Origin of the sequence: Pelotomaculum isophthalicicum JI (assembly GCF_029478095.1) — a bacterium.
Classification (GTDB): domain Bacteria; phylum Bacillota; class Desulfotomaculia; order Desulfotomaculales; family Pelotomaculaceae; genus Pelotomaculum_D; species Pelotomaculum_D isophthalicicum.
On record NZ_JAKOAV010000004.1, the window covers coordinates 95324 to 120747 of the forward strand.

Below are 25424 nucleotides of genomic sequence, written 5' to 3' on the forward strand. Positions count from 1 at the left end.
ACTCAACAAAAGCAATTATATCATAATATTTCAGAATACGGCAAGAATTTTCCTGATAAATAGATGTTAACTTAAATCAAGCTTTTGCAAATCATTAATCACTTTTTTTATTATTTCTTTGTCTTCATTATTTAATACCGCTTGTTCCATTATTTCGGGGCGACTGGCCATGGTACGCAGCAAGGACTGCCTTCTGCGCCAAAGTCTGATCTGCTCATGGTGTCCGCTCATCAGCACATCAGGAACAACCATGCCACGGTATTCTCTTGGCCTGGTGTAGTGGGGATATTCCAATAAGCCATCACTAAATGATTCTTCCTCAGTAGAAGCTGACTCACCCAACACTCCGGGAATTAACCGGGCTATTACATCCACCATAACCATCGCCGGCAATTCACCGCCGGTGAGAACATAATCTCCGATAGACATCTCATCGGTTACCAGGTATTCCCGCACCCGCTCATCCACACCCTCGTAATGTCCGCAGATTAATACAAGATGCTTCTCCCCGGCAAGTTCGACGGCCAGATCATGGTTTAAAGGCCTGCCCTGTGGGCACATCAACACCACGCGCCGAGGCTTGCAGCCACGCAGCGCGGTAACATGCTCTATCGCGCCGAAAACAGGTTCGGGACCAATAACCATCCCCGCGCCACCCCCATAAGGGGTGTCATCAACAGTATGATGCTTGTTGGTAGAAAAATCCCTGATGTTAACCAGATTGATTTTAATCAAGTCACGCTCTTGCGCCCTTTTCAATATGCTTGAGCTAAATGGCCCGGCAAACATTTCCGGGAAAAGTGTCAGAATATCAATAATCATAAAAGGCCACCATTATAAATCTTGCCGCCGGTCTAACGTCGCGGTAATCACATACCAGGCTTTAATCATCAAGTCCTTCCGGTATCTGAACCACAATCCGTCGCCCGTCAAGGTCAATCTCCTTCACTACTTGTTTTAAAGCAGGGATGAGCAATGGCTTGGCTTCAGTTTCAACCACATAAACATCATTGGAACCGGTCTGGATTATATCGGTCATTATACCCAGACGCCCACCGCCCGAGTCAAATACTTCTATCCCTATCAGGTCGAAGATATAATAGCTGTCTTCCGGCAAAGGCACCAGTTCATCACGGGTGACAACCAGAAATCCTCCTTTTAATTCACCGGCAGCGTTCATATCTTGAATTTCTTTAAATTTTATAATGATATACTTTTTATGAAAAAAACTATCCTCAATACTCAGCTCACGCAACTGATCATTAATAGAAACCTGGACACGCGCCATCTTTTGGAAGCGCTCGGGGTAGTCTGTCAGCGGCAATACCCGGAGGGCGCCACGGTTGCCTTGGGTGTTCAGAATCTTGCCTATGCGTATATATTTTTCGCCCATTGAAATTTCCCTTCTACAGGAACCATCCTTATCTGATTTCAGTAATAACTCCGTCCTGCAACACAACTTCCACTCCAAGCACCCGCCGCCAATCATCACCTACTTTAATTTCCACAGGGCTTTCCATTTTTCCATAAAGCACTTCAGCCCCCAGAGACAGCTCTCCCACTTCTTTAAGCCTGTCGATCAATTTGTGCCGGTTCTCCGCCATGCGCTGCCTTTCCTGATCAAGATGCTGCCTTGCCGCGGGTATCCCCTGCGGGTTTTTCTTTTCCAATTCGACAACCAACCGCTTCTCCTGATAATCCAAACGTTGCAGGTCAATTTCGATCCGGCGTATAGCATCCTGGAGTTCTGCGATAGCGTTTTTTTTATAATTATCAGTAACCTTTACCTTGACCAGAACCGGTCTGATCAGGGTTAGACTTTCCATCCCGGAAACCTCCCGCGAAACCGGCTATTTAAACAATTTCAACCAATACCCTTTTTTTATGCTTGGTTGCCGCAGCCTTGACTACCGTACGAATGGCTCTGGCAATGCGGCCTTGTTTCCCGATTACTTTCCCTATATCCTCCTGAGCTACTTTAAGTTCTATTACAATGGATTTTTCTTTCTCCACCAAATGCACATTAACTTTTTCAGGCTGGTCAACGAGGGCTTTGGCCAGAATTTCCACCAGTTCTTTCATAAGCAGAAGCCTCCTAACCTACTGACCCTCTCCCGGAGCATTTTTCAATACACCTGCTTTATTAAACAAAGCCTTTGCTGTTTCGGACAGCTGAACCCCCTTATTCAGCCAATCCTTGGCCCTTTCCTCATTGATGCTGATTACCACCGGATCTTTCAACGGATCATAAAACCCGATTTCTTCAATGAACCGGCCGTCCCGCGGAGAGCGTGAATCAGTGACCACAATGCGGTAAAACGGTTTTTTCTTTGCGCCCATTCTCTTTAAACGAATTTTAACCATGTCTTTCACCTCTGTCTTATTGTTTATCTCTTAGAAGAAAGGATTTTTCGGCATTTTGCCGCCTTTCTTTAAAGTTTTTTCCATACTGACGAACTGTTTCATTATTTTTTTGGTTTGATCAAACTGTTTTAACAAACGGTTAACTTCTTGCACGGAAGTACCGCTCCCTTTGGCAATCCGCCTTTTCCTGCTGCCGTTCAGCACTTTCTCCGGATCCTGCCGCTCAGGCGGCGTCATTGACTGGATTATCGCCTCAATGCCTGCCAGTTCTTTCTCGTCGACTTGCAGGTCTTTTATTTTCTTCGCTCCGCCCAGGCCGGGGATCATACCCAGCACCTGTTCAATGGGACCCATTTTCTTTACCTGAGAGAGCTGCTCCAGAAAATCATCCAGCGTAAACTCCATGTTCCGGATTCTTTTCTGTATAATCGCCATCTGCTCGGCGTCATAATTCTCCTGAGCCTTTTCAATTAAGGTTAACATGTCGCCCATACCCAGGATTCGCTCAGACATCCGGTCCGGGTGAAAGGGCTCCAGCGCGTCCAATTTTTCACCGACACCGGCAAACTTGATCGGCTTTCCCGTAATTGCCCGTACAGAGAGGGCCGCGCCTCCCCTGGAATCTCCGTCCAGCTTGGTCAGCACAACCCCGTCCAGGTTGAGACGCTTGTTAAACTGCTCGGCAACATGCACGGCCGTCTGACCGGTCATGGCGTCAATAACCAGAAGAATTTCATCTGGTTCCAGCACCCGATTCATATTTTCCAGCTCGCTCATCAGCTCATCGTTGACTTCCTGGCGGCCGGCGGTATCAATAATGACCAGGTCATGACCATTGGCCGCCGCGTTTTTCACCGCAGCCTGGCCGATGGCCACCGGGTCCTGTTTTTCTCCTATGGTAAACACAGGTACATTCAACTGATTGCCCAGCACCTGCAACTGCTTGATGGCAGCCGGCCGGTAGACATCCGCCGCAACCAGCAAGGGCCGCTTGCCCTGCTTGCGCAGCAGGTTGGCCAACTTGGCGGACGTGGTAGTTTTACCAGCCCCGTTTAAACCAACCATAACTACTACGGTAGGTGGTTTTGGCGCGATTTTGATTTTACTGTTGGCGCCGCCCATCAGTCCGGTAAGTTCATCATGCACTATTTTAATAACGTGTTGGGTTGGATTCAGACTGGCGTGTAATTCCTGTCCCACCGCCCTTTCTCTAATGCGGGCCACAAAATCCTTAACAACCTTGAAATTAACGTCGGCCTCAAGCAGCGCGATACGCACCTCTCGCAGCGCCTCGTTTACATCGGCCTCGGTAAGCCGTCCTTTTCCTCTCAACTTTTTAAAGGTTTCCTGTAATCTTTCAGCCAGACCGGTAAACACACGGAACCCCTCCCAACAACCACGCAAATTTAATCTTCAGTGAAAAAGAGGCTTAAATCCCCGTTGTTAATCAGCGGATAATGACAGTTCCAAGATTTCGTTCAATATTTCGCTGGCATGCAGCACTTTCCCGGCTTCTCCGGTGGTTTTATATTCATTAAGCAAGGAAACCGCCTCAAGCAGCTTGTCTCTTTCTGCAAGGAATTTTTCTACCAGTCCTAATTTTACTTCATATTCTTCAAGCAATTGGCCGGCTCTTTTCAGAGTGTCATGAACGGCCTGGCGGGTAACGTCGAACTCGCCGGCTATTTCACCAAGAGACAGGTTCTGACCGTAATACAGCTCAGTAAAATTTTTTTGTCGGTCTGTTAAAAGTTGTCCGTAAAAATCAAAAAGCAGATTTATCCAAGCAACTTTTTCCAACACCGGTCCTTCACCTGCTTAATCTTAGTATCAAGGTGTTCTACTTTACAGATATATAATACTCAATACTAGCCGCCGTGTCAAGAAAATAACTTGATATTTTGGTATTCTGAAGGTTTTTTTAGCCAGATAGAGAAAATAATATATTATCAAACTTAACCATTAATCCATCTTTTTAACGAGGTGAGTAATATAAAAAAGCCCGATGCTTTTATCTCCTTGCCGGAAGCCGTCAGGCAGAACCGGGAGCAGGTCGCGGAAAATCATAAAAAATATCTTAATTCAGGCTTGGCTATGATGTTGAGTCTCTTGAATTTTGACAAACAGTTCGTCAAGGCGGAAGGAATTAATGTCTGGGACAGCCAGGGCAACGTGTACCTGGACTTTTTAGGCGCTTACGGCGCTTTGAATTTAGGACACAATCACCCGCGCATATTGGCGGCGCTGGACCAGGTAAAAGAGCTGCCCAACATGCTGCAGGCGTCGCTAGGCACCGTCATCGGCGCGCTGGCCCGCAACTTGGCTGCGATAACCCCGGGCGACTTGCAACGCTCCTTCTTTTGCAACAGCGGGGCGGAAGCCGTGGAAGGCGCCTTGAAGCTGGCGCGGGCGGCGACCGGGCGGCGGAAGCTGGTTTACTGCAACGACTCCTTTCACGGCAAAACGATAGGCGCCCTGTCGGTAACGGGAAGGGAGAAATACCAGAAAGCTTTTCAGCCGCTGATACCGGACGCTGATTCAATACCTTTCGGCGACTTAACCGCTCTTGAGGGCAAATTAAGAGAAAAAACCGCGGCGGCCTTTATCGTCGAGCCCATTCAGGGCGAAGGCGGCATTATCCTTCCGCCGGCGGGCTACTTGTCCGGCGCCAGGCAGATAGGCACTAAATATAACACCTTGCTTATATTTGATGAAATTCAAACCGGATTGGGCCGTACCGGAAAGATGTTTGCATGTCAGCACGAAAATGTCACGCCCGACATAATGTGTCTCGCCAAATCCCTGGGCGGCGGCATTATGCCTGTCGGCGCCTTTATTACCACAAACGATATCTGGGAAAGAGCATACGGAGGCATGGAAAAAGCGCTGCTGCACACTTCCACTTTCGGCGGCAATACCAGGGCGGCCGCCGCGGCTATAGCGACGCTGGAAGTAATATATGATGAGGATTTGCCTGAACGGGCCCGGGAAAACGGCGACTACCTGCTGGCCGGGCTGCGCCGGTTAAAAGATAATTACCCTTTGCTCAAAGATGTGCGCGGCTGCGGCCTGATGGCCGGGATTGAATTCAATCAGCCGGAAGGCTTTGTCGTAAAAGCGACTATGGGACTGGTCAACAAAATTTCACAAGAGTACCTGGGCAGCCTGATCGCCGGGGAGTTGCTCAATAAGTACCGGATCATCACCGCTTATACCTTGAACAACCCCAACGTCATCCGCCTGGAGCCGCCCCTGACGGTAACCAGGGAGCAGATAGACACTCTGCTGGAGGCCCTGGACGGCATTTTGGGAAAGCATAAAGATTTTATCAGCGTGGCCGCATCCAGCGCCAAAACAATTTTCCAGTCGTTTACGAAAAAGTCTTCATAAGCTATAGACCCAGACCCTCTTCAGCTTGCCGGGAGCCGGATACATATCCAGAATAATAATCGATAACTCAGAACCGTATCGTTCACACCGGTTCACGCAACATGACGGCCGCCGTCCACATATAAGATTTGTCCGGTGACGTAACTGGTTTCTTCGTCACAGAAAAATAACACCGCGTTGGCCACGTCCTCAATCCTGCCCGGTCTCTTAATCGGCTGAGCGTTAATCACTTTTTCTTGTGTTTCAGGCGGCAGCCTGCGAGCCATCGGCGCTTCAATGAAGCCCGGCGCCACACTATTTACCGTGACGCCGTGACTGGCAAACTCCAGGGCCAGGGAGCTTGTCAGCCCCACCACTCCGGCCTTGGCTGACGAATAATTTGACTGGCCGGGGTTTCCCAGCCAGGCGCGGGAGGCTATATTCACCACGCGCCCGAATCCCTGCGCCCGCATATGGCCTAAAACGGCTTTACAGCATAACCACGCTCCTTTAAGACAGGTATTGATTACCAGCTCCCAGTCTTCCAAAGGCATTCTTAGTATCGAGTTGTCCTTTAAAGCACCGGCGTTGTTAACCAGAATATCCACGCTTCCGAAAACATGGACTGTTTCTTCCGCCATGGCGCTGACTTCTTCCCAATTAGTGACATCAGCACTGACGGCTATTGCCCTGCCACCCGCAGTATTAATTTTTTCGGCCACGGATTTGGCGCTGTCACCGTTGAGGTCGCATACGACAAGATTAGCGCCGTGTTTAGCCAGTTTTGCCGCGATACCGGCGCCTATTCCGCTGCCTGCGCCGGTTACAATGGCGGTTTTGTTTGACACACCCATAATCTTCTTCCTCCCCTCGCTATCTGTTCAGTAGTCAGACCCCCACGCCGCTAAATGCGGCACCATCAGAAGATGGAAACCGCGTGGTTGCACCTGTCCCGGCCAGCGATTTGCGGGAGCACCGGTAACGGCGCCCGGCGCTACGGGCTCATGCTCGGCCTTTATAAGTAATAAGAGAACCCTCTGATATTTTGGGTTCTCTTATTATATAACATAAAGCAGCGCTTATTTTTTAATAAATTAAAAACGGGTTATAACGTTTTTCCGTCCCGATCGTGGTCGCGGGACCGTGGCCCGGGTATACCTTTGTTTCCGGCGGAAACTGCAGCAGTTTTTTCTTGATTGAAGAAATGAGCTGGCTGTGACTGCCCCCGGGAAAATCCGAGCGTCCAACCGAGCCCGCGAAAAGTGTGTCTCCGGAAAATATCACGTCAGGACCGCACTTGAGGCTGATTCCCCCTCTTGTGTGACCCGGCGTGTGAATCACTTCCATAGTTTCCTTACCAAAGGTGATAATATCACCGTCTTTCAACAGTTGGTCCGCTGTGTGCATTTTCGCCGCGGGCCCCACATAAACCGAAAGGTTTTTACCCGCATCAGTCAGCATGTCGGCGTCTTCAGCGTGGATCAGCACTTTAGCGCCGGTGCCCCGCTGTACTTCATCAAGCCCGCCGATATGGTCGATGTGTCCGTGGGTTAAAACAATATACCGGACTTTAAGACCTAAAGATTCGATCCTTTTCAAAATCCTTTTACCTTCCGCCCCCGGGTCTATTACTACCGCCTCTTTCGTTTCCTCACATCCGACGAGGTAACAGTTTGAATCTATCGCGCCTACCGAAAATCCATCCAAGATCATGAATTCAACCTCCGCAACTAAAATATCTTATTACTGTCCAGCAGTATTGTTACCGGCCCGTCATTTATTATTTCCACAACCATATGCTCGCGAAAACAACCCTTTGCCACTCTTAAGCCGAGTTTTTCCAACTCTCCGTTAAATATTTCATAAAGACACCGCGCTTCTTCGGGAGACGCGGCTTCGAAAAAATTCGGCCGCCTTCCTTTGCGGCAGTCACCATAAATGGTAAACTGTGATACTGATAAAACTTCTCCTCCGACATCCTTGACAGAAAGATTCATTTTGCTGCCGGCGTCTTCAAACACTCTTAAATTGGCTATTTTATCCGCTAGGTACGCTGCTCCTGCCACGGTGTCGCCGCGTCCGACACCCAGCAGCACCACCACACCCTGTCCGATTTCGCCCGCAATTTTATTGCCGACCGTTACCGAACCTCTGACAACTCTCTGAACAACCGCCCGCAATTTCTACCTCCCTGTTTCTTTAATTAACTTCAGTTAGTCGTTTCCAAAGTGTTTCCACCCACCGGCCGGCTGCTGAAGCTGACCCGCCTAATATCGTAAATATCCTTGATCCGCCTTATTTTATTCATGATGAACTCAAGTTGCTCCAGCCCTTTTGTTTCCAACACCAAATCTATCACGGCGCCCCGGTCTTTTTTGCCCCTCGCGGTAACCCAGTTGGCGCTGATCTTCATTTCCAAAAGCACTGACATCACGTCATTTAAAAGTCCGGCCCGGTCCATACCGGTTACCTCAAGTTTGACCTGGAAGGGCTCTCCGAATTCTTTGTCCCAGGCGACTTCCACCAATCGCTCTGCTTCTTCCTGGACCGCATACGCAATGTTTCTGCAGTCGTTACGGTGGATGGATACCCCCCTTCCCCTGGTTATATAACCGATGATTAAATCGCCCGGCACCGGGTTGCAGCAATGCGACAACCTGATCAGCAGGTTGTCTATACCTTTGATGCGAATTCCCTGAGTGGGCTTGCCCCATCCGCCGGAAGGCCTTGTTTCATTGATTAATGTTTGGGCTTCTTCAGCCAGCAAACCTTTCTTTTCAGTTTTTGCTTCCTCTATCTTTATTTTTGACAAAATATTATTAGCGGTGATTACTCCGTCACCGATAGCCGCGTATAAATCCTCAATAGTCAATATATTAAAACGCCTGCTGATATCCAGGAGCTTTTCGTTTTTTAGCTGTTCCGCCTCAATTCCCTGCTTCTTTACTTCCCGGTCAAAGCTTTCTTTTCCTTTCAGGATGTTTTCCTCACGCTTTTCCCTTTTAAACCATTGTCTAATTTTAGTCTTTGCCTGGGAGGTTTTCGTTATATTAAGCCAATCTCTTTTGGGAGCGCTGTTTTTGGATGCCATTATTTCAATAATATCGCCGTTCTTCAACTTATATTCAAGCGGCACGATGCGGCTGTTTACCTTTGCCCCAATGCACCTGTGGCCGACCGCCGTATGAATCCTGTAAGCAAAATCCAGCGGCATTGAGCCCGCCGGCAGTTCAATCACATCACCTTTGGGTGAGAAAACAAAAACTGTGTCCGCAAAAATATCTATCTTTAAACTTTCCATGAATTCCCTGGCGTCCCGCAAGTCATGCTGCCATTCCAGGAGCTGACGCAGCCAGGCTAACTTTTTATCAAAATCACTATCGCTGCGGCCGCCTTCTTTATAGCGCCAGTGGGCGGCAATACCGTATTCAGCGGTCCGGTGCATTTCCCATGTGCGTATCTGTATTTCCAGAGGTTCACCATTCGGCCCGATTACTGTTGTATGAAGGGATTGATACATATTTGACTTCGGCATGGCGATAAAATCCTTAAACCGCCCCGGTATAGGAGTCCATAGGGTGTGAATGATACCCAGCGCGGCATAGCAGTCCCGCACCGTTTTCACGAGGCAACGCACAGCCATTACGTCAAAAATCTCATTTAAGTCTTTTTGCTGTTTAATCATCTTTTCGTTAATGCTGTACAAATGCTTGGGGCGGCCCTTGATATCTGCGTCAACCCCCATAGCCGCCAGTTTTTCTTTCAACATTGAACTCACCGAGCAGATGTATTCCTCACGCTTGCTACGTGTCTTAGCAATCTTATCTACAAGAGATAAGTATTTTAACGGATCTTTAAAGCTAAAAGCCAAATCTTCCAATTCCCACTTGATCCGGTAAATACCTAAGCGGTGCGCTAATGGAGCGAATATTTCCAAAGTTTCCTCGGCTATTTCCACTTGCTTTGCGGCGGGATGATATTTCAATGTGCGCAGATTGTGCAAACGGTCGGCCAGCTTGATTAGAATTACCCTGATGTCCTTAGCCATGGCGAGAAACATTTTACGAAGATTTTCCGCCTGCTGTTCTTCTTTAGATTTATACTCGATCCGGCTGAGCTTGGTCACTCCGTCCACCAATAGGGCTACTTCATGCCCAAAACGCTCTTTAATATCGTCCAAAGGCACTCCGGTATCCTCCACCACGTCGTGCAGCAGGCCGGCGATTAAAGTTTCTTGGTCCAGTTCGAGTTCCGCCAGGATCTTTGCCACTTCCACCGGATGGACGATAAAAGGTTCCCCTGAAAACCTCTTTTGCTCCCGGTGCGCTGTTTCGGCATACTTATAGGCGTCACGGATAGACGTTAAGTCAGCTTTAGAGCGATATTTCTCTAATTGCTGAATTAAACCGTCCAAATATGTCTCATTTTCTCCGCTTAAACGCTCCAACCGGCCGGGTGCGTTATTGGCTGCGGGAACACAAACCTCAATTGTATCCTGAATACCATCCATAACCTTCATGTTCCTTCATCATAATTGCACTTCGTTATTTGTATTATAATCTATAAGTTACCATATTGCCTAAACCTAAAATAAATTATTTAATGGGTCTTTTAGCAGTTTAATCATCCAGGCCATTGATTCTTCTCTCAGCAGTTGAAGGTTCGTATAGGTTTGGGAACTGTTTAAATCCTGTTTTCCCTTGGGCGCCAGCATTAAAACGACATCTATCGCTTCGCCGGTTCTTTCCGCTTCCAGCAGCCCGAGCTCCGAAAGAACTTTTATCGATACTTGCACAGTATATTCGCGCACATGAGGGCAACCGGACTCTGTCAACAACCGGGCGATCCGGTAAGGCTCCGCTATAAACCGCCCATACCGGTCTGCCTCACGGCGCATAACCGTATAAAAACGGGCCAGGCAATCCCGGTCCGGCGTCAGGGCGGCAAGATGGGAGCTATTGCTGTCGAAATCAGCCGCGCCAAAAAATAAATAAACCTGGCCTTCCGGTTTGGATATGTTTATGATCCTATTTAATATTTCCCGGCTATAGGGCAGGTGGTAAATGATCAGGCGGCCGGCTGTAATATCTAAAGAACTTGCCATGGCCGGAGTGGCAACCAGTATTTTTATTTCGCCGTTCTGAAATTTTGCGGCGTTCTCCAATATTTTATTTTCCGGCAGCAGGCTATGGCAGCAGGCGGCTTTACCTTGCAGAAACGGATAAGACATCTGTAAGTAATAGGCAATCTCTATTGTTTGGCAGCCGTTCGCGGTGATAATCACCGTTGGAATTTCATCAGAAACCAAATTCCCCAGTCTGACCTGTCTGTCTATAGATTCGCGGAGGTCAATAAATTCAGGCCTTGCGTCATGTTTTTGGGGTTTATATAAATGATGCCGCATTTCCGGCGGGTTGTCGTTATTCAGTGTTTCGAGGATGAATTCCGGTATGAAAAGCTCGTCTTTATCTTTAGATAAATTTTTCGTTACATACCAGTTTTCCTGATGGCCTTGCTCCTGCCCTGAAAACTCCAATATTGCCGGCATCCCCACGTCTTTGACTTCCAGTTGCAGTGAGCGGCGCCCGTTATATTCATTTACGCCGGGTACGAAAGCCAGATCAATTGCTTCATTCGCAGCCAGCACCTCCGCGTATGCGCCAAGATCAAAGCCGATACCGTCAACAGACGCCCCTTCAGAATGCAAGAGCATCTTCAAGTGCGCGGAGTCCCTGCCTACTCCCCGGAAAGTCTTTACCAATGCTTCCCGGCAGCCTAACAGAGGGGTTGGATTACTAAAGCCAAAAGGCTGCATAAGCTTTATTTCATCTACCAGTATTTCTGAAACCTGGTTTAGACTAATTAAGCCGTCAAGGCATAAACGGGGAGCCATCTTGTTTTCGTCAAGCACACTGCCGGCATATTGATTTATTTTTCCGGCCAAATCCTCGATCCTTCCCGCCTGGATGGAAAACCCTGCCGCCAGCGCGTGCCCTCCGTAATTAAGCAAACATTCCCGGCAATGATTGAACGCGTCGTATATGTTAAAAGCCGGAATACTTCTCGCCGATCCTTTGCCTGTTTCTCCTTCCAAAGCGATCAAGAGAACCGGGCGGGAAAAACGTTCCACCAAGCGGGAAGCGACAATGCCGATTACTCCCTGGTGCCAGCCGGCCGAGGCCAGCACGATAACTTTTTCCTCCGCTATACCCGGCCGGCTGCTAAGCATGGCCAGGGACTCCTGCAAAACATTCGCTTCTATTTCTTGCCTGACCTTGTTCCCCGCATGTAACTCGTTAGCTAATTCCCACGCCTCTCCGACGTTATCGGTAAGCAATAGCCGGGCCGCCAAATCCGGGTTGCCGATACGTCCCGCCGCGTTTATGCGGGGCGCGAGCCGGAAACCCACCTCACTGCTTCCGAGCATATCTTTAACTCCGCTTACCCTGATCAAGGCCTGGAGTCCCGGTCTAGCGGAATTCGCGAGCATTGACAACCCGTGCTTAACAAGAATGCGGTTTTCACCGTGCAGAGGAACAATGTCAGCTATTGTGCCGAGACAGCAGAGGTCGATATAATCATGCCAGGCTTGTTTTTCATAACCATTGCCTTCCAAAAGCGCCTGCGCAAGTTTCAACGCGACACCTACCCCCGCTAAGTCTTTAAAAGGGTAGGCGCAGTCCGGTCTTTTCGGGTTAACCACCGCCGCCGCCTGAGGCAGGATGGGGGGAGGTTCATGGTGATCGGTAATAACCAGGTCCAATCCGTTTGCATATGCCCAGGCCGATTCTTCCAGGGAGCTGATGCCACAGTCGACAGTAACAACCAGCCCGACACCTTTTTCCTTATACTGCCGCAGGACGTTAAGATGCAATCCGTAACCATCATCCAAGCGGTTTGGAATATAATACTCAACCATTCCGCCTAAATGCCGGATTACCTGGATCAGCAGCACTGACGCCGTAATCCCATCGGCGTCATAATCACCGTAAACCAATATTTTTTTTCTTGCCCGCATCGCCTGGTTAATTATCGTGACAGCTTTATCCATATCCTTCAATAACAGCGGGGGATAAAGCCTGTCCAGCCCGGAGTCAAAAAAAGCGCGGCATTGTTCAACTGTATATATGCCCCGGTTTATCAGCAACTGAGCCGTAATTAAAGATATCCCCAATTCACGCGCCAATATTTGCTGCAAATCCGGGAAAGGGGTTCTAACCTGCCAAATTTTTTTCTGTTTAATCTTCGAAGAATATTCCATGATTACTAAAATTATAGCCGACCCGATATGGTTTGGCAACGCATCGCAGTTTAAAATATATACCTGAAACCAAGGTAGAATTATTTATTACCAGGTTTTCCACCCAGCAATTTATTCTTATCTAATATTTCACATGAAACGCTGTTAGATTTTCCAGCCGCAGTCTGGCGGCAGTCACTGCAATTCAGGGCGCATGGCTCCGCGTGAATTAAGACATGAATGCCGGAGAGCCGGTCTGAAATCTCCTCTTCAATTTGGTCGCAGATATTGTGCGCTTTATTAATAAGCATGTGTCCGGGCACCACCAGATGAAGATCGACATAACGTTGAGAACCGGCTTTTCTGGTTCTGAGTTTATGGAATTCAACAAATTCAGGGGAATATTTATTGAGAACTTCTTTGATAACTCTCTCGTCGGCTTCCGGCAGGCGCGCGTCTAATATACTTTGCATGGAGTTCCTGATCAGTCTTATCGCGGCATTGAAAATCAGCAGGGACACTCCGATGGCGATTAGCGGATCGATGATGGTGAGGCCGGTAATTTTGATGGCGACAATCCCGGCCAAAACTCCTAATGACGTGTATACATCGGTAAGCAGATGCCAAGCGTCAGCTTCCAGGGCCGGCGAATCGGTCCTTCTGCCGACATTAAACAATTTTCTAGAAACAAGGAAGTTTACTACGGCAGATATCCCCATTACGGCGGCGCCCATGTCCAGGGAATGAATTTCCGTCCGGCCGAAAAGCTTCGGGTAGGCGTTGTGGATGATGATTACCGCGGCGCCCAGGATTAATATTGCTTCAGTAATGCCGGCGACATTCTCAAACTTGCCGTGACCGTAGTGATGACGCTCGTCGGCCGGTTTGGCTGATTCCCTGACTGAGAAAAAGGCAATTAAAGCGGCAATTAAATCCAGCCCGGAATGAATGGCCTCTGATATTACGCTAACGGAATTCATGGTAATTCCTATGGCCAGTTTTCCTAACGTTAATGCCGCGTTTGAAGCTATTGACAAATGGGCAACCTTTATCTTATCATTCATATTGCACTACCCCTATAAGAAATTGCAAATATATTTCCCCGGTAAATGAAAAAAGCCCTCAGAACTCATCTTATTCGGATAGATGTAGTCCTACGGGCAATACCGCTGCCTTGCGGCCCGACCGGTTTTAACCGGCCTGACTTGAAATTAGTATAGCATAATCCTTTTTTCCCGGCAACTGTTGTCCAGGCATAATTTTAAAAGAAAATTGACATTTTTAAGACAAAGCATTTAGAATATAACATATTATTTTATTAGCAGTTTTGAAAAGCAGGTGAGGTCGTGGTTCTCGTAAAGGTAACGGAAATCGCTTACGATATTATGATGAATCCGGTGGTATTGTTAATTGATGAGAACGAATTAAAAGCACTGCCGATCTGGGTCGGCCCGTTCGAAGCGCACTCTATATCATTGGCCCTGCAGGGAATTTGCCTGGACCGGCCTTTGACCCATGACTTGTTAATAGGTATCTGCGACAAACTCGAAGCTAAATTCAGCATGGTAATTATCAATGACGTGATTGAAGGAACTTATATGGCAGAACTGCACATGTGGCATCATGACCAGGAATTGGTAATCGACTCGCGTCCCAGCGACGCTATCGCCGTAGCTATTCGCACCAAGACACCTATATATCTGAGCGAGAAAGTAGCGGAGGGCTTTTTGGCCCTAAAGGATTTATTAAATGAGGAACAGCAGAAGGAGTTAAAAAAACTCCTGGATCCCGGCAGAGCAAACGAATTCAAGAAATCCCTTCACTAGCAAGATTTTTTGAGGCTGAACTCAACATTTGTCTTGCGTGGCGTCTGGATATATCGGTTACCTCTTTGCCGCCCAGCATCCTTGCCAGTTCATCCACCCTGTCCGGCAGAGCAAGTTTATCCACTTTTGTAACCGTGCGTTCACCGTCAAACTCTTTCCTCACCCGGTAGTGAACACTTGCGAAACTGGCTACTTGAGCCGCATGGGTGACACATATAATCTGATGATGTTTACTAATTTTAGCCAGCTTTTCAGCGACAGCATGCAGCGATCGACCGCCAATACCGGCGTCCACCTCGTCGAATATGATCACTGGAATATCGTCAGCTTCCGCCAGCAGCGCTTTCAAGGCCAGCATGATCCGGGAAAGCTCACCTCCCGAGGCGATCTTAGCCAGGGGTTTCAACGGTTCACCTGGATTTGGCGATATTAAGAACTCCACACGTTCCGCCCCCCCTGGCGACAGGCCGTCAACTCTGGTAAAAACCACTTGGAATTTCACCCGCCCCATTTCTAAATCAACTAGTTCGCGTGATACCTCCTCTTCAAGTTTTTCAGCTGCCTGCAAGCGGCGGGAGCTCAAGATTTCGGCGGCCTTCATGTAAGACTGCTCGATTTTTTTCAGTTCCTCAGCATAAGTGGCGGCTAGCTCTTTTTTATTCTCAAGCTTTTCCAGTTCATCCCTGGCTTTTGCGAGATAATCAAATATTTCTGGAATCGTGGGCGCATATTTATTTTTTAAATTATTAAGCAGCTCCAGTCTTTCTTCAACAGCTTCCAGCCTTTGTGGATCGTGTTCAACTTTGCTATTTAAAACGGCCAACTCCCGGGCGGCATCTTCTACTTGATAAAAAACACTTTCAAGGGATTTATACAAGTGTTCCGTGTGTTCGTCTAAAAGCGCCAGATTTTTAAGCAGATCCATGGCTTTTGACAACAAATCAGTTACCGGCGCCTGCCCGTGCGTGCCCTCATAAATCAAGGAATAGGATTCAGCGGCGAGAAGGCATATTTTCTCCGCGTTAACCAGCACTTTCTTCTCTGACGCTAATTCTTCATCTTCTCCCGGTTTTGGATCAATTTTTTCGATTTCATTTATTTCATAGCGCAGTAAATCCGCTTGTTTAACTCTTTCTTCATCGTTACGGCTGAGTTTTTTGAATGTATTAAAGGTTTCCTTCCAAAGTGAGTATAAATTGGTTACCTCTTTTAGCGTGTCGGTAACCAGAGCGCCGCCAAACCGGTCAAGCAGTTCCCTGTGCCGGTTCTGATCAAGCAACGAATGCTGTTCGTGCTGGACATGCGAGTCTACAAGATTTCTCCCAATTCCCCGGTAACAACTCAGAGTTACCGTTTGCCCGTTTAGACGGCAAACATTTTTTCCTGAACGATTAATTTCCCTTGTTAATATTAAGATACTGTCTTCAGGAACTCCTACCCCTTGCTCCTCAAGCATTAAAATGACTTTTTTATTATTATTGATATCAAAAGTAGCCTGTATCCACATTCTCTCTGACCCGGCACGGATTTGTTCGCCTGCCGCGGCCCGGCCGCCTAACGCTACTTGCAGCGCTTCGATAATAATGGATTTTCCCGCTCCTGTTTCCCCGGTAATGATATTTAGGCCATTTTGCAGATCCACTATCAACAGATCAATAAGTCCGAAATTCTTGATATATAGATTAATTAACATCGTTTTACCCCCTATGCAGGTCCTCAAACCTCCTCATCACAGTTTCTGCGACCTGTTTTGGTTTGACAACCACCAGGATAGTGTCATCTCCGCCCACAGTGCCTATTATCTCCCGCCAGCCAATTTTATCTATTGCTGATGCGACACCTTGCGCCTCGCCGGGATGCGTTTTAATTACAAGCAAGTTTTCGCTTATGGCCAAGCTGACAACAGAGTCGCGGAAATACCGCTTCAAGCGATCTTTCGTGCTTTGGGTAGTCTGTTCTCCGGGGTAAGCATATTTAAAATGATTGTTTTCACATGGTATTTTGATTAAACCCAGTTCTTTGATATCCCTTGAGACTGTTGCCTGGGTAACCTCAAAGCCACATTTCCTTAAGTTTACGGCAAGCTCTTCCTGCGTTTCAATTATTTCTTGCTGGATAAGCTCAAGGATTTTGTGTTGCCGCCTGGCTTTCATGCGGAGCACCTGCTTTCTCAATAACGATTATCACCGGCGCTTGAGCAGAACGATTTAAATAACTTATTTTAATTACGTTAAATTCAGACCCTTCCAGGCCAGACGTGAACTGTTCCACGGCATAAAGTTCTTCAGCGCCGCCCGGATGGCCGGTATAGATAACCATGCCGATTCTTCCACCCTGGCGGAGCAATCCAATCGCGGATTTTAACGCGCCAATGGTGGTGTCAGGTCTGGTAACCAGAGCATGGTCGCCCCCCGGCAGGTAACCAAGATTAAATACGACTGCGTCCACCGGTACAGGCACCGACTTGTCTAATCCTTCATGTCCCGTGTTTAGCAATGTAACTTGCCTCGCGGCATTATGACGTTCAAGTAATTTTCTTGTAGTTTTTAAAGCCTTTTCTTGTATGTCAAAAGCATAGACCCGCCCTTCGGAACCAACCGTTTGAGCCAGAAACAGGGTGTCGTTTCCATTTCCCGCTGTAGCATCCACTGCTGTCCCGCCACTTTTTAACACTTTGGCAATAATCATTTGGACTATGTGGACGGCGCTCCCCAAATCCTTGTTAATCACCGGAGCGGTCTCCTTCTTCTCTTAGTTTCTTCCCCAGTAATTCAAAAAAGCCTCTCCCCTTAAGTCTCAGGAACCGGGCCTTTTGAGAAGCTTGCCTGATCATCACTTGATCAGACTGAAGCAGCTTAAAGCCCAGTTGACCGTCCATGGTTAGCATGACTTCCTCCCGGCCGGACAGGATCACTACTTTAACCGTGCTTTCAGGCGCGACAACCAGCGGCCGCGCCCAGAGGGTGTGCGGGCAAATCGGAGTGATCAGCATCAGATTCAAATCAGGAGTAACCAGGGGCCCCCCGGCAGAGAGGGAGTAAGCTGTGGAACCGGTTGGACTGGCTATGATCAAGCCATCTGAAGGATAAGTGTTGACATACTCATTATTAACATAAGTTTCCAGGTGAATTAGCCTGGCAAAAGCTCCATTTGTAATCACGGCATCATTTAGCCCGAGTGCACGCTCAACTATCTTATTTTCCCGATATACCAACGCTTCAAGCATCATTCGCTCTTCTATGTAATACTGCCCCGCAAGCAATTTTTCCAGGGCAGGGATAACCTCCGGAATATCTATTTCTGTCAGAAAGCCCAGGTGTCCCAGGTTTATGCCGGTAATAGGCTTACCTGACTCCGCTAATTCGCGGGTCGTCCTGAGCAGCGTACCGTCGCCCCCAAGCACGATCACGCATTCAGCTTGCTCAATCAGGTGTTTCTCCGTCACGCCTAATCTGGCAAAGCCTATGGAAGCGGCAGTTTCTTGAGCAATTAATACTGTACAACCCCTGTCCTCAAGCCAATTGACAATATTCTCAACCAGGCTGACAACTCCTCTTTTATTTAAATTTATCACAAGCCCGATTGTGTTCAATCCGGAACCTCCCCATAAAACATTTCAATACAATTCAGCATGCGCACGTTCAACTATAACCTTACAGTCTTTTATTTCTGATTCCTGTTTCTCAGTTTTTTTAAAGTAGATCAAATATTCAATATTTCCTTCCGGTCCGGTAACGGGTGAAAAATCAAGGCCGATTACTGACCAACCCAAGGTTACGACAAGCATTGCGATATTTTGAATTACTTCAATTTGAACCTGAGGATCGCGGACAACCCCTCTTTTACCGATTTTTTCACGGCCGGCCTCAAACTGTGGCTTAATTAACGCTACACCGGCTGCTTCCGGGATAATCAATTCTTTAACTTTCGGCAGCACTTTAGCAAGTGAGATAAATGAAACATCAATAGTTGTAAAATCCGGCGTCTCAGTTAGGATATCTTTTGCAAGGTAGCGAATATTGGTTCGTTCAAGGACAATCACTCGCGGATCATTCCTCAACGACCAGGCAAGCTGCCCGTAGCCGACATCCACAGCATAAACCAGTCTGGCTCCATGCTTTAGGGCACAGTCGGTAAAACCGCCCGTGGAGGCGCCGACGTCAAGAACCACTTTCCCGGTCAAATCAAGGCTAAAAGCTTTTATTGCCTTTTCCAGTTTAAGCCCGCCGCGGCTAACATAAGGAGTCACTTCACCGCGCACCACAATTTCAGCTTCCTGTTTTATTGTCCGGCCGGGTTTGTCCACCAGTTCGTTATCTACAAAGACAAGGCCGGCCATGATTGCTGCGCGGGCTTTCTCACGGCTGGGGAAAAAACCGCCCTCTACTAACCTGACATCCAACCTTTGCTTTATCGGGGACAAGCTGAATACCTCCGCGCCGTCTTAATCGAGAACCACCTTTAGCTTATTAGGTACTTTCCTTGGCACACATTTACCAGCGACAACATCGACTATATGTTCCACATTAAGGCCATACTTTTCCATTAACAATGCATGGCTGCCATGTTCAATAAAGCAGTCGGGAATGCCGAAACGGTGTACCAAGACATCTTTTTTCCCTTTAGCTGACAATAATTCTAAAACAGCGCTTCCAAAACCATTTTTTAATACGTGTTCCTCAATTGTAAAAACCTTTCCTGTAATTGCGGCATATTTAAGGATTATTTCCTCATCAAGAGGTTTAATAAAACGGGCGTTGATTACAGTAGCTTCAATACCCATTCCGGACAGAATCCCGGCCGCATTTTCAGCCCTGCTCACCATACTCCCCACCGCAAGCAAAGTGAGGTCCGCCCCTTCTCTTAGCACTTGGGCCTTACCGATAGGCAGTAATTTTAATTCCTTGTCCATTTTGCAGCCTATTCCAGCACCCCGCGGGTAGCGTACAGCCGCCGGCCCATGGTGGTTCACCGCTGTGGCAATCATATGCTGCAGCTCATTTTCATTTCCCGGCGCCATGATAATCATATTGGGAATTGTTCCGAGATAAGAAAAGTCAAAAAGGCCATGATGAGTAGGGCCATCCTCCCCAACAATGCCAGCCCGGTCAATAGCAAAAGTAACCGGCAGGTTTTGGAGACAAATATCATGCAAGATCTGATCAAAAGCGCGTTGGAGGAAGGTTGAATATATTGCCACAACGGGGTGATAACCCCCGGCGGCAAGTCCGGCGGCCAAAGTAACCCCATGCTGTTCAGCAATACCCACATCAAAAAAACGTTCCGGAAAAAGTCGCGCGAATTTTGTCAAACCCGTGCCGCCCGGCATAGCGGCAGTGATCGCAAGGACGTTCCGCTCCCTGCCGGCAAGCTTCACCATAGTTCTGCCAAACACTTCAGTGTATGAAGGAATGCTGATACTCTTCTTAATCTCTCCACTGGCAACGTCAAACGGACCGACTCCGTGAAACTTGTCCGGGTTGTTTTCAGCCGGTTTGTAGCCCTTGCCTTTCTTTGTTAAAATATGAACCAGCACCGGCCCTTTAATAGTCCTGGCCCGTTGCAGAACATTAGTGACTGCCTTTATATCGTGGCCGTCTATTGGCCCCAGGTAAAAAAAACCCAATTCCTCAAAAATCATTCCAGGCACCACAAGATATTTTAAGCTGTCTTTTAATTTATCAATTAAACGTAATAGTTTGGGGCCCGCCGGTAACTTGCGCAAGATTTGCTCTATTTCCTCCTTGCCCTTTGAATACATCGGATCAGTGCGCAAGCGGTTTAAATAACCGGACATAGCCCCAACATTCTGGGCAATTGACATTTCATTGTCATTTAAAACCACGATCAAGTCTTTTTGCATATGGCCGGCATGGTTAAGCGCCTCATAGGCCATTCCGCCGGTCATGGCGCCGTCGCCGATTACCGCGATTACAGAATAATTATCTCCTTTTAAATCCCGCGCCACCGCCATACCGAGGGCGGCGGAAATAGACGTGCTGCTGTGCCCCGTACCAAACACGTCGTGCGCGCTTTCAGTAGGCCGGGGGAATCCGCTGATGCCTCCGATTTGACGCAAAGTATCAAATTCATTATAGCGTCCCGTAAGCAGTTTGTGAGTGTAGCTTTGATGCCCCACATCCCAAATAATCTTATCTACGGGTGAGTTAAACACATAGTGAAGAGCCAGCGTTAATTCGACGACTCCCAAACTGGGTGAAAGGTGCCCCCCGTTCTTAGCCACGGTATTAATAATTTCCTGACGTATCTCTCCGGCTAATTCCTGAAGTTGGGCAAAATTTAGCGAGCGAATTACATACGGCGCATGAACTTGTCTTAAAAGTCTACTCACTGTTTACCCACCTTTTGTTTGTTCTTTGATCCCCGTTGCTTCTGGAATGGGCTATAACCGGTAGCCCTTTCTATTTTCGCCAGGATAGTGCCGACAAAAAAAATAATTTCATCGGGATGGCTAAGAGATAATTTTTTTCCTACCGCTTTGCCGGTAACGATAAAAACAGAAATAAGGGCGGTAAGCAGCACATTCAGCCAAAACTGATCGAACTGCGGTCCCACCCTCATGATTTGCACTACGATTGATATACCCAGCGCGCCGCTTACCGTGGTGGTTATGTCACCAATAATATCATTTGCGATATTAGCCACTCTATCGGCGTTTTTGATTAATTGCAATCCCTGGGGGGCGCCTTTTACACGTTTAGCCGCTTTCGCGTTGAAAGGAGTATGAGAGGCAGCTGTCACAGCCGTACCTACAAGATCGGCCAGAATGTTTATCGTGATGATAACAGCCAAAAAAACAAAAGATAACAGCAGGTTATTAAATTTAGAGGCGAAAGTTTCCGATAACAAGGTAAATATAACTGCTAAAATAAACGATCCTATAGCAACCACGAAAATATATCTACTGGAAACAGTAGATTTATTATTGCCCAAAAATGTCACCTCATACCGCGACAATTAACATATCTATTTTGCCCTACTCAGTAGTCAGTAATCAGAATATTACAAGACATGAAAAACTTTTTTATTATGTATGATAAGTGACGGCAGATTGGGTAAATATTGTGGCTTAGGTCTAGTAGGTTTTCCCAAACAGCTACCGGCTGTCACCAAACCGGCGGTTACCCTTTACAACTGTCTCCGACCGTCACCGGTACCGGGACTAGATTACCACTTAGTCCACACTGCAATCCCCAACCTGCCCTGGAATTCCAGACAGCCTAGGAGTTTTCCTCAACAGAATTTACCTCTTTTAGCCTCTTTTGCAATAAAGGTTTCAATCATCAAGCCAACCGAGCATGGGCCCACGCCGGCCGGCTCCGTAAAAACTGAAATCCACCCTTACCACTCAAGGCAGGCTACACTGCACGCAGCTTCGACCACATGCAGGTTTAATCCCAAGCCATAGTATACCGCGCCGCCAGTGCGGCATGGCTTTCCACATACTTGGGTCTCCACGGAGGCAGGGTCAACGCCCGCATGCCATTGCGGGTCGCCCAACCACCTTAACTCCCAGTACCGACCCCCGACTGGGCGTCAGCAGCCAGCACCAGGAACTTCATCGTTGTGCCCTTAACGGATTTTTAGGCCCGCCTTCAAAAAGGTGTATCTGACTAGGATACTGTGTCACTTATCTAATAAACCGTTTATTTTGTTATTATAACAAAACATCTTTTCTCTTTCAAATGCCGGTTTTTCTCCCTATACGCCGTTTAATTGCTTATTAGCCTAAAAAAGAATACCCGCCATATCGCAAATCCTAATGGTATCGGTGTGTTCCGATAGATTTAATTCTCATCAAACTCAATGATCCCGGTCAATAATATATTGAACCAGCATTCTCAAAAATTCCGCTTCATTTCCGAAACAGCTCAATGCGGACAACGCCCTGTCCGCCGCTTGCCGCGCTTTTCTTCTCGCTTCCTCCAGGCCGAAAAGCGAGGGATATGTCGCTTTTTTATTCTTAACATCGCTTCCAAGCGGTTTGCCAATTTTTGCCGCGTCACCTTCAATATCGAGAATATCATCAATTATTTGAAAAGCAAGCCCGAAATTATCAGCATAGCTTGTTAGTTTATTTATTTTTTCATCACCCGCGCCGGCCAGGATCGCTCCCGTACGAACCGCGGCACGATAAAGAGCGCCTGTTTTGCGACTATGAATATATTCAAGCGTGTTCTCATTGATATCCTCTCCCGCGGAAAACGTATCGACAACCTGGCCGCCAATCATACCAAACGTCCCCGCCGCAAGAGCGATTTCACCAATAATTTTTACTACAGCGTCCGGATTGCTGCCGCGTATGCCGGCCAGCGTGGAAAATGCCAGCGTCAAAAGGGCGTCACCCGCTAAAATCGCCACAGCGTCCCCGTATACTTTGTGGTTTGCCGGCTTGCCTCTGCGATAATCATCGTTATCCATAGCAGGCAAGTCATCATGAATCAGCGAATAAGCATGAATCATTTCCAGAGCGCAGGCCGCCGGCAATACATCCTCAGCTTTGCTCCCCACTGTTTCGGCAGCCTTCATTACCAGAACAGGCCTGAGCCGTTTGCCGCCCGTGACGCTATAACGCATCGCCTGGTGAATCAGCGCCGGGTAGGCGTCGGCTGGCGGCAGGTAACGCTCAAGCGCCTCATCTACAATTGAACTCAGTTTGTCAAACGTTTCTTTAAAACTCAACTTTTTGTCCCCCTGCCGCCAAGGGCAACTCATTAATTTCTTTCAGGCTTATTTCATCTCTTTCATCAGCGGTCAGCACGGCAATGCGCTGCTCGGCTGATGCCAGATACTCATTACAGATGCGGGTAAGCCCGATTCCCTCAGTAAACATTTCCAGCGCTTTTTCCAGCGGCAGCCTGCTGTCTTCCAACTCCCGCACCAGTGTTTCCAAACGCGCTATGGCTTCTTCAAATGATATCTTTTTGCCTTCGACGGTGTTTTTAGCAACCATGCAAAAGTCCTCCTCGCCGTAACCTTTCCTTAAGACTCCTTAATCCGCGCCCGTACCGCAGCCATGGACTCATCCTTTAACCGCCTGGCTTCGGCGGTAATTGTCTTTATTTCATTAATAATCTTTTTTACATAATCCTGATCTTCGATCGCCGGGATGTTTATCTCGGCGCTTAGAAGCACGCCGTTAAGGGCGGCGTCAAATACAACGGCGGCTACCCCGGCGTCGCTTATGGCTGTTTTGTTGCCCATACCGGAGAGTCGCACGGTAATACGCAACGCTTCCAAACAGACACGGGCAATTTTTAACGGCGTTTCTGTAGCTCCTATTAAAGCTTTTTGCATAGCTTCATCACGTATTCTTTTTTCAGCGTCGCTTTCTTTAGGCATCCGGAATGCCGTCATGTAGTTATTAAACTCAGCCATGTCCTTGTCAGCCAACTCTTCCATCCTTTTCATCAAATCGCTGGCAGTACCAAGTATTTCTTTGACCTGCGGCTCGACATCCCGGTACTTTTTTTTCCCTATGGTCAGATTACAGACCATAGCGGTCATAGCCAGACCGAAACACGCCACTATGGCGGAAACACTGCCGCCGCCCGGCGTGGGGGAAGCGGAAGCGGAAAGCTCTATTACTTCCCGCAAGGTTTTATTAAATAAAGCGCTCACAGGCAACAACCCCTTTGCCAAGGTTGTCAAGGGGACGGTTCTCTTGACAACTTATTAATCTTTCGATTGTCAGGGAGAACCGTCCCCTTGACATCCCCTTGACACACTGATGACCGAGTTATTTCTTCTGAAGTTTGATTGCTTTCAACAGGTTTCTCTGGAGCAGAACGGTGGTAAGGCTGCCGACACCGCCCGGTACGGGCGAAATCGCGCCGGCAACTTTTTGCGCCTGCGCAAAGTCGACATCCCCGCAAATCCCCGCCGCCGTCTCATTAATACCGGCATCAATTACTACCGCGCCGGGTCTGATCAAGTCAGCCGTAATCATGTTGGCCTTGCCCACGGCGGCGATCAGTATGTCCGCCTGTCTGGTGTACCGGCCAAGGTCGCCGGTTTTGGTGTGGCATACCGTCACTGTGGCGTTTTGTTTCAGGAGCATCAAGATCAGAGGCTTGCCCACTGTTTCACCACGGCCGACCAGGACGGCGTGTTTACCTTCTATCTCTATTCCGCTATGCGACATAATTTCAATACAGCTTTGCGGTGTTACCGAAAAAAGACCGTCGCCGTCACCAAGCAGATTACCCCGGTTGACCGGATGCGCTCCGTCGACGTCTTTAAGCGGTGATATTGCCGCCAATACTCTTTTTTTATTTATTCCCCCAGGTAAAGGCAATTCAACCATAATTCCATGTACATCAGCATCTTTGTTCAACTTATTAATTAGGTCCAAAAGTTCATTTTCAGGAACTCCACCCGGCAAGTTGAAGAGTTCGTAGTCGATGCCCGTATTAATGCAGGCTTTTTTTTTGGAACGGGCATAAATTACTGAAGCCGGGTCATCGCCGGCCAGGATAACGGCAAGCTTAGGGACAATACCCTTCTCACGCAGTTGTCCGACTTCCTTTTTTATTTCTTCTTTAATTAATCCGGCGATTTTTTTGCCGTCAATGATCATTGCCATTTTAACTAACCAAGCTCTC

At 47.9% G+C, this 25424-nt stretch carries 27 protein-coding genes; 2 read left to right on the plus strand and 25 right to left on the minus strand.

Annotated features, from left to right (window positions below; all coding sequences use genetic code 11):
• Positions 1–66: 66 nt before the first annotated feature.
• The 7 genes from trmD to ylxM all read right to left on the minus strand — a co-directional run bounded on the left by trmD (position 67) and on the right by ylxM (position 4167).
• Entirely contained in the window at positions 67–822 is a 756-nt protein-coding gene (gene trmD / locus L7E55_RS03580) for a tRNA (guanosine(37)-N1)-methyltransferase TrmD (protein ID WP_277442683.1), read from the minus strand.
• A 61-nt stretch (positions 823–883) separates the two neighbouring features.
• Positions 884–1393 carry a ribosome maturation factor RimM gene (gene rimM, locus L7E55_RS03585; protein WP_277442684.1) on the minus strand — a complete coding sequence of 170 codons (510 nt, stop codon included), beginning with the start codon at positions 1391–1393 and terminating at the stop codon, positions 884–886.
• Between the two features lie 28 nt (positions 1394–1421).
• Positions 1422–1826, minus strand: coding sequence for a YlqD family protein (locus L7E55_RS03590; protein WP_277442685.1), 405 nt, complete (start codon positions 1824–1826; stop codon positions 1422–1424).
• A gap of 28 nt (positions 1827–1854) precedes the next feature.
• On the minus strand, positions 1855–2082 hold the full coding sequence (locus L7E55_RS03595; protein ID WP_277442686.1) for a KH domain-containing protein: 228 nt from the start codon (positions 2080–2082) through the stop codon (positions 1855–1857).
• Between the two features lie 18 nt (positions 2083–2100).
• On the minus strand, positions 2101–2364 hold the full coding sequence (rpsP, locus tag L7E55_RS03600; RefSeq protein ID WP_277442687.1) for a 30S ribosomal protein S16: 264 nt from the start codon (positions 2362–2364) through the stop codon (positions 2101–2103).
• A gap of 30 nt (positions 2365–2394) precedes the next feature.
• Positions 2395–3741, minus strand: coding sequence for a signal recognition particle protein (gene ffh / locus L7E55_RS03605; RefSeq protein WP_277442688.1), 1347 nt, complete (start codon positions 3739–3741; stop codon positions 2395–2397).
• Positions 3742–3807: 66 nt separating this feature from the next.
• Positions 3808–4167, minus strand: coding sequence for a YlxM family DNA-binding protein (gene ylxM / locus L7E55_RS03610; protein ID WP_338091155.1), 360 nt, complete (start codon positions 4165–4167; stop codon positions 3808–3810).
• Positions 4168–4347: 180 nt separating this feature from the next.
• Here ylxM and L7E55_RS03615 point away from each other — a divergent pair, with 180 nt between their 5' ends.
• On the plus strand, positions 4348–5754 hold the full coding sequence (locus L7E55_RS03615) for an aspartate aminotransferase family protein (protein WP_277442689.1): 1407 nt from the start codon (positions 4348–4350) through the stop codon (positions 5752–5754).
• Between the two features lie 92 nt (positions 5755–5846).
• Here L7E55_RS03615 and fabG read toward each other — a convergent pair whose 3' ends face one another.
• From fabG to L7E55_RS03645, 6 genes are all read right to left on the minus strand, one after another.
• The gene (gene fabG / locus L7E55_RS03620; protein WP_277442690.1) at positions 5847–6587 is read right to left on the minus strand and encodes a 3-oxoacyl-ACP reductase FabG; all 741 of its coding nucleotides are present in this window, start codon (positions 6585–6587) and stop codon (positions 5847–5849) included.
• A gap of 232 nt (positions 6588–6819) precedes the next feature.
• Positions 6820–7446, minus strand: coding sequence for an MBL fold metallo-hydrolase (locus L7E55_RS03625; RefSeq protein ID WP_277442691.1), 627 nt, complete (start codon positions 7444–7446; stop codon positions 6820–6822).
• A gap of 17 nt (positions 7447–7463) precedes the next feature.
• Complete coding sequence (gene dtd / locus L7E55_RS03630; protein ID WP_277442692.1) at positions 7464–7913, minus strand: D-aminoacyl-tRNA deacylase; 450 nt, start codon at positions 7911–7913, stop codon at positions 7464–7466.
• A gap of 29 nt (positions 7914–7942) precedes the next feature.
• A complete protein-coding gene (locus tag L7E55_RS03635) occupies positions 7943–10252 on the minus strand; it encodes a RelA/SpoT family protein (RefSeq protein ID WP_277442693.1) in 2310 nt (769 codons plus the stop codon).
• 66 nt (positions 10253–10318) lie between these two features.
• Entirely contained in the window at positions 10319–12919 is a 2601-nt protein-coding gene (gene recJ, locus L7E55_RS03640; protein ID WP_277442694.1) for a single-stranded-DNA-specific exonuclease RecJ, read from the minus strand.
• A 155-nt stretch (positions 12920–13074) separates the two neighbouring features.
• Positions 13075–14037 carry a cation diffusion facilitator family transporter gene (locus tag L7E55_RS03645; RefSeq protein WP_277442695.1) on the minus strand — a complete coding sequence of 321 codons (963 nt, stop codon included), beginning with the start codon at positions 14035–14037 and terminating at the stop codon, positions 13075–13077.
• Positions 14038–14319: 282 nt separating this feature from the next.
• Here L7E55_RS03645 and L7E55_RS03650 point away from each other — a divergent pair, with 282 nt between their 5' ends.
• Complete coding sequence (locus L7E55_RS03650; RefSeq protein WP_277442696.1) at positions 14320–14799, plus strand: bifunctional nuclease family protein; 480 nt, start codon at positions 14320–14322, stop codon at positions 14797–14799.
• Here the strand turns inward: L7E55_RS03650 and recN are convergent.
• The 12 genes from recN to L7E55_RS03710 form a co-directional block, all read right to left on the minus strand.
• On the minus strand, positions 14780–16492 hold the full coding sequence (recN, locus tag L7E55_RS03655; protein WP_277442697.1) for a DNA repair protein RecN: 1713 nt from the start codon (positions 16490–16492) through the stop codon (positions 14780–14782). The genes L7E55_RS03650 and recN overlap by 20 nt on opposite strands.
• A 4-nt stretch (positions 16493–16496) precedes the next feature.
• On the minus strand, positions 16497–16952 hold the full coding sequence (argR, locus tag L7E55_RS03660) for an arginine repressor (RefSeq protein ID WP_277442698.1): 456 nt from the start codon (positions 16950–16952) through the stop codon (positions 16497–16499).
• The gene (gene mnmM / locus L7E55_RS03665) at positions 16921–17529 is read right to left on the minus strand and encodes a tRNA 5-(aminomethyl)-2-thiouridylate-methyltransferase MnmM (protein WP_277442699.1); all 609 of its coding nucleotides are present in this window, start codon (positions 17527–17529) and stop codon (positions 16921–16923) included. The genes argR and mnmM overlap by 32 nt, the downstream gene beginning before the upstream one ends.
• Complete coding sequence (locus L7E55_RS03670) at positions 17522–18391, minus strand: NAD(+)/NADH kinase (protein ID WP_277442700.1); 870 nt, start codon at positions 18389–18391, stop codon at positions 17522–17524. Before L7E55_RS03670 ends, mnmM begins: the two co-directional genes overlap by 8 nt.
• Before the next feature lie 24 nt (positions 18392–18415).
• Positions 18416–19222, minus strand: a complete 807-nt coding sequence (locus tag L7E55_RS03675; RefSeq protein WP_277442701.1) for a TlyA family RNA methyltransferase — start codon at positions 19220–19222, stop codon at positions 18416–18418.
• Between the two features lie 21 nt (positions 19223–19243).
• Complete coding sequence (gene dxs, locus L7E55_RS03680; protein WP_277442702.1) at positions 19244–21151, minus strand: 1-deoxy-D-xylulose-5-phosphate synthase; 1908 nt, start codon at positions 21149–21151, stop codon at positions 19244–19246.
• Positions 21148–21753 carry a hypothetical protein gene (locus L7E55_RS03685; RefSeq protein ID WP_277442703.1) on the minus strand — a complete coding sequence of 202 codons (606 nt, stop codon included), beginning with the start codon at positions 21751–21753 and terminating at the stop codon, positions 21148–21150. Before L7E55_RS03685 ends, dxs begins: the two co-directional genes overlap by 4 nt.
• Positions 21754–22161: 408 nt before the next feature.
• On the minus strand, positions 22162–22320 hold the full coding sequence (locus tag L7E55_RS03690) for a hypothetical protein (protein WP_277442704.1): 159 nt from the start codon (positions 22318–22320) through the stop codon (positions 22162–22164).
• Between the two features lie 303 nt (positions 22321–22623).
• The gene (locus tag L7E55_RS03695; protein ID WP_277442705.1) at positions 22624–23502 is read right to left on the minus strand and encodes a polyprenyl synthetase family protein; all 879 of its coding nucleotides are present in this window, start codon (positions 23500–23502) and stop codon (positions 22624–22626) included.
• Complete coding sequence (xseB, locus tag L7E55_RS03700) at positions 23492–23773, minus strand: exodeoxyribonuclease VII small subunit (protein WP_277442706.1); 282 nt, start codon at positions 23771–23773, stop codon at positions 23492–23494. The genes L7E55_RS03695 and xseB overlap by 11 nt, the downstream gene beginning before the upstream one ends.
• Before the next feature lie 29 nt (positions 23774–23802).
• Positions 23803–24441 (minus strand): cyclodeaminase/cyclohydrolase family protein, encoded by a 639-nt coding sequence (locus tag L7E55_RS03705; RefSeq protein ID WP_277442707.1) that lies wholly within the window; start codon positions 24439–24441, stop codon positions 23803–23805.
• A gap of 118 nt (positions 24442–24559) precedes the next feature.
• Positions 24560–25405, minus strand: coding sequence for a bifunctional 5,10-methylenetetrahydrofolate dehydrogenase/5,10-methenyltetrahydrofolate cyclohydrolase (locus L7E55_RS03710; protein ID WP_277442708.1), 846 nt, complete (start codon positions 25403–25405; stop codon positions 24560–24562).
• Between the last annotated feature and the right edge of the window lie 19 nt (positions 25406–25424).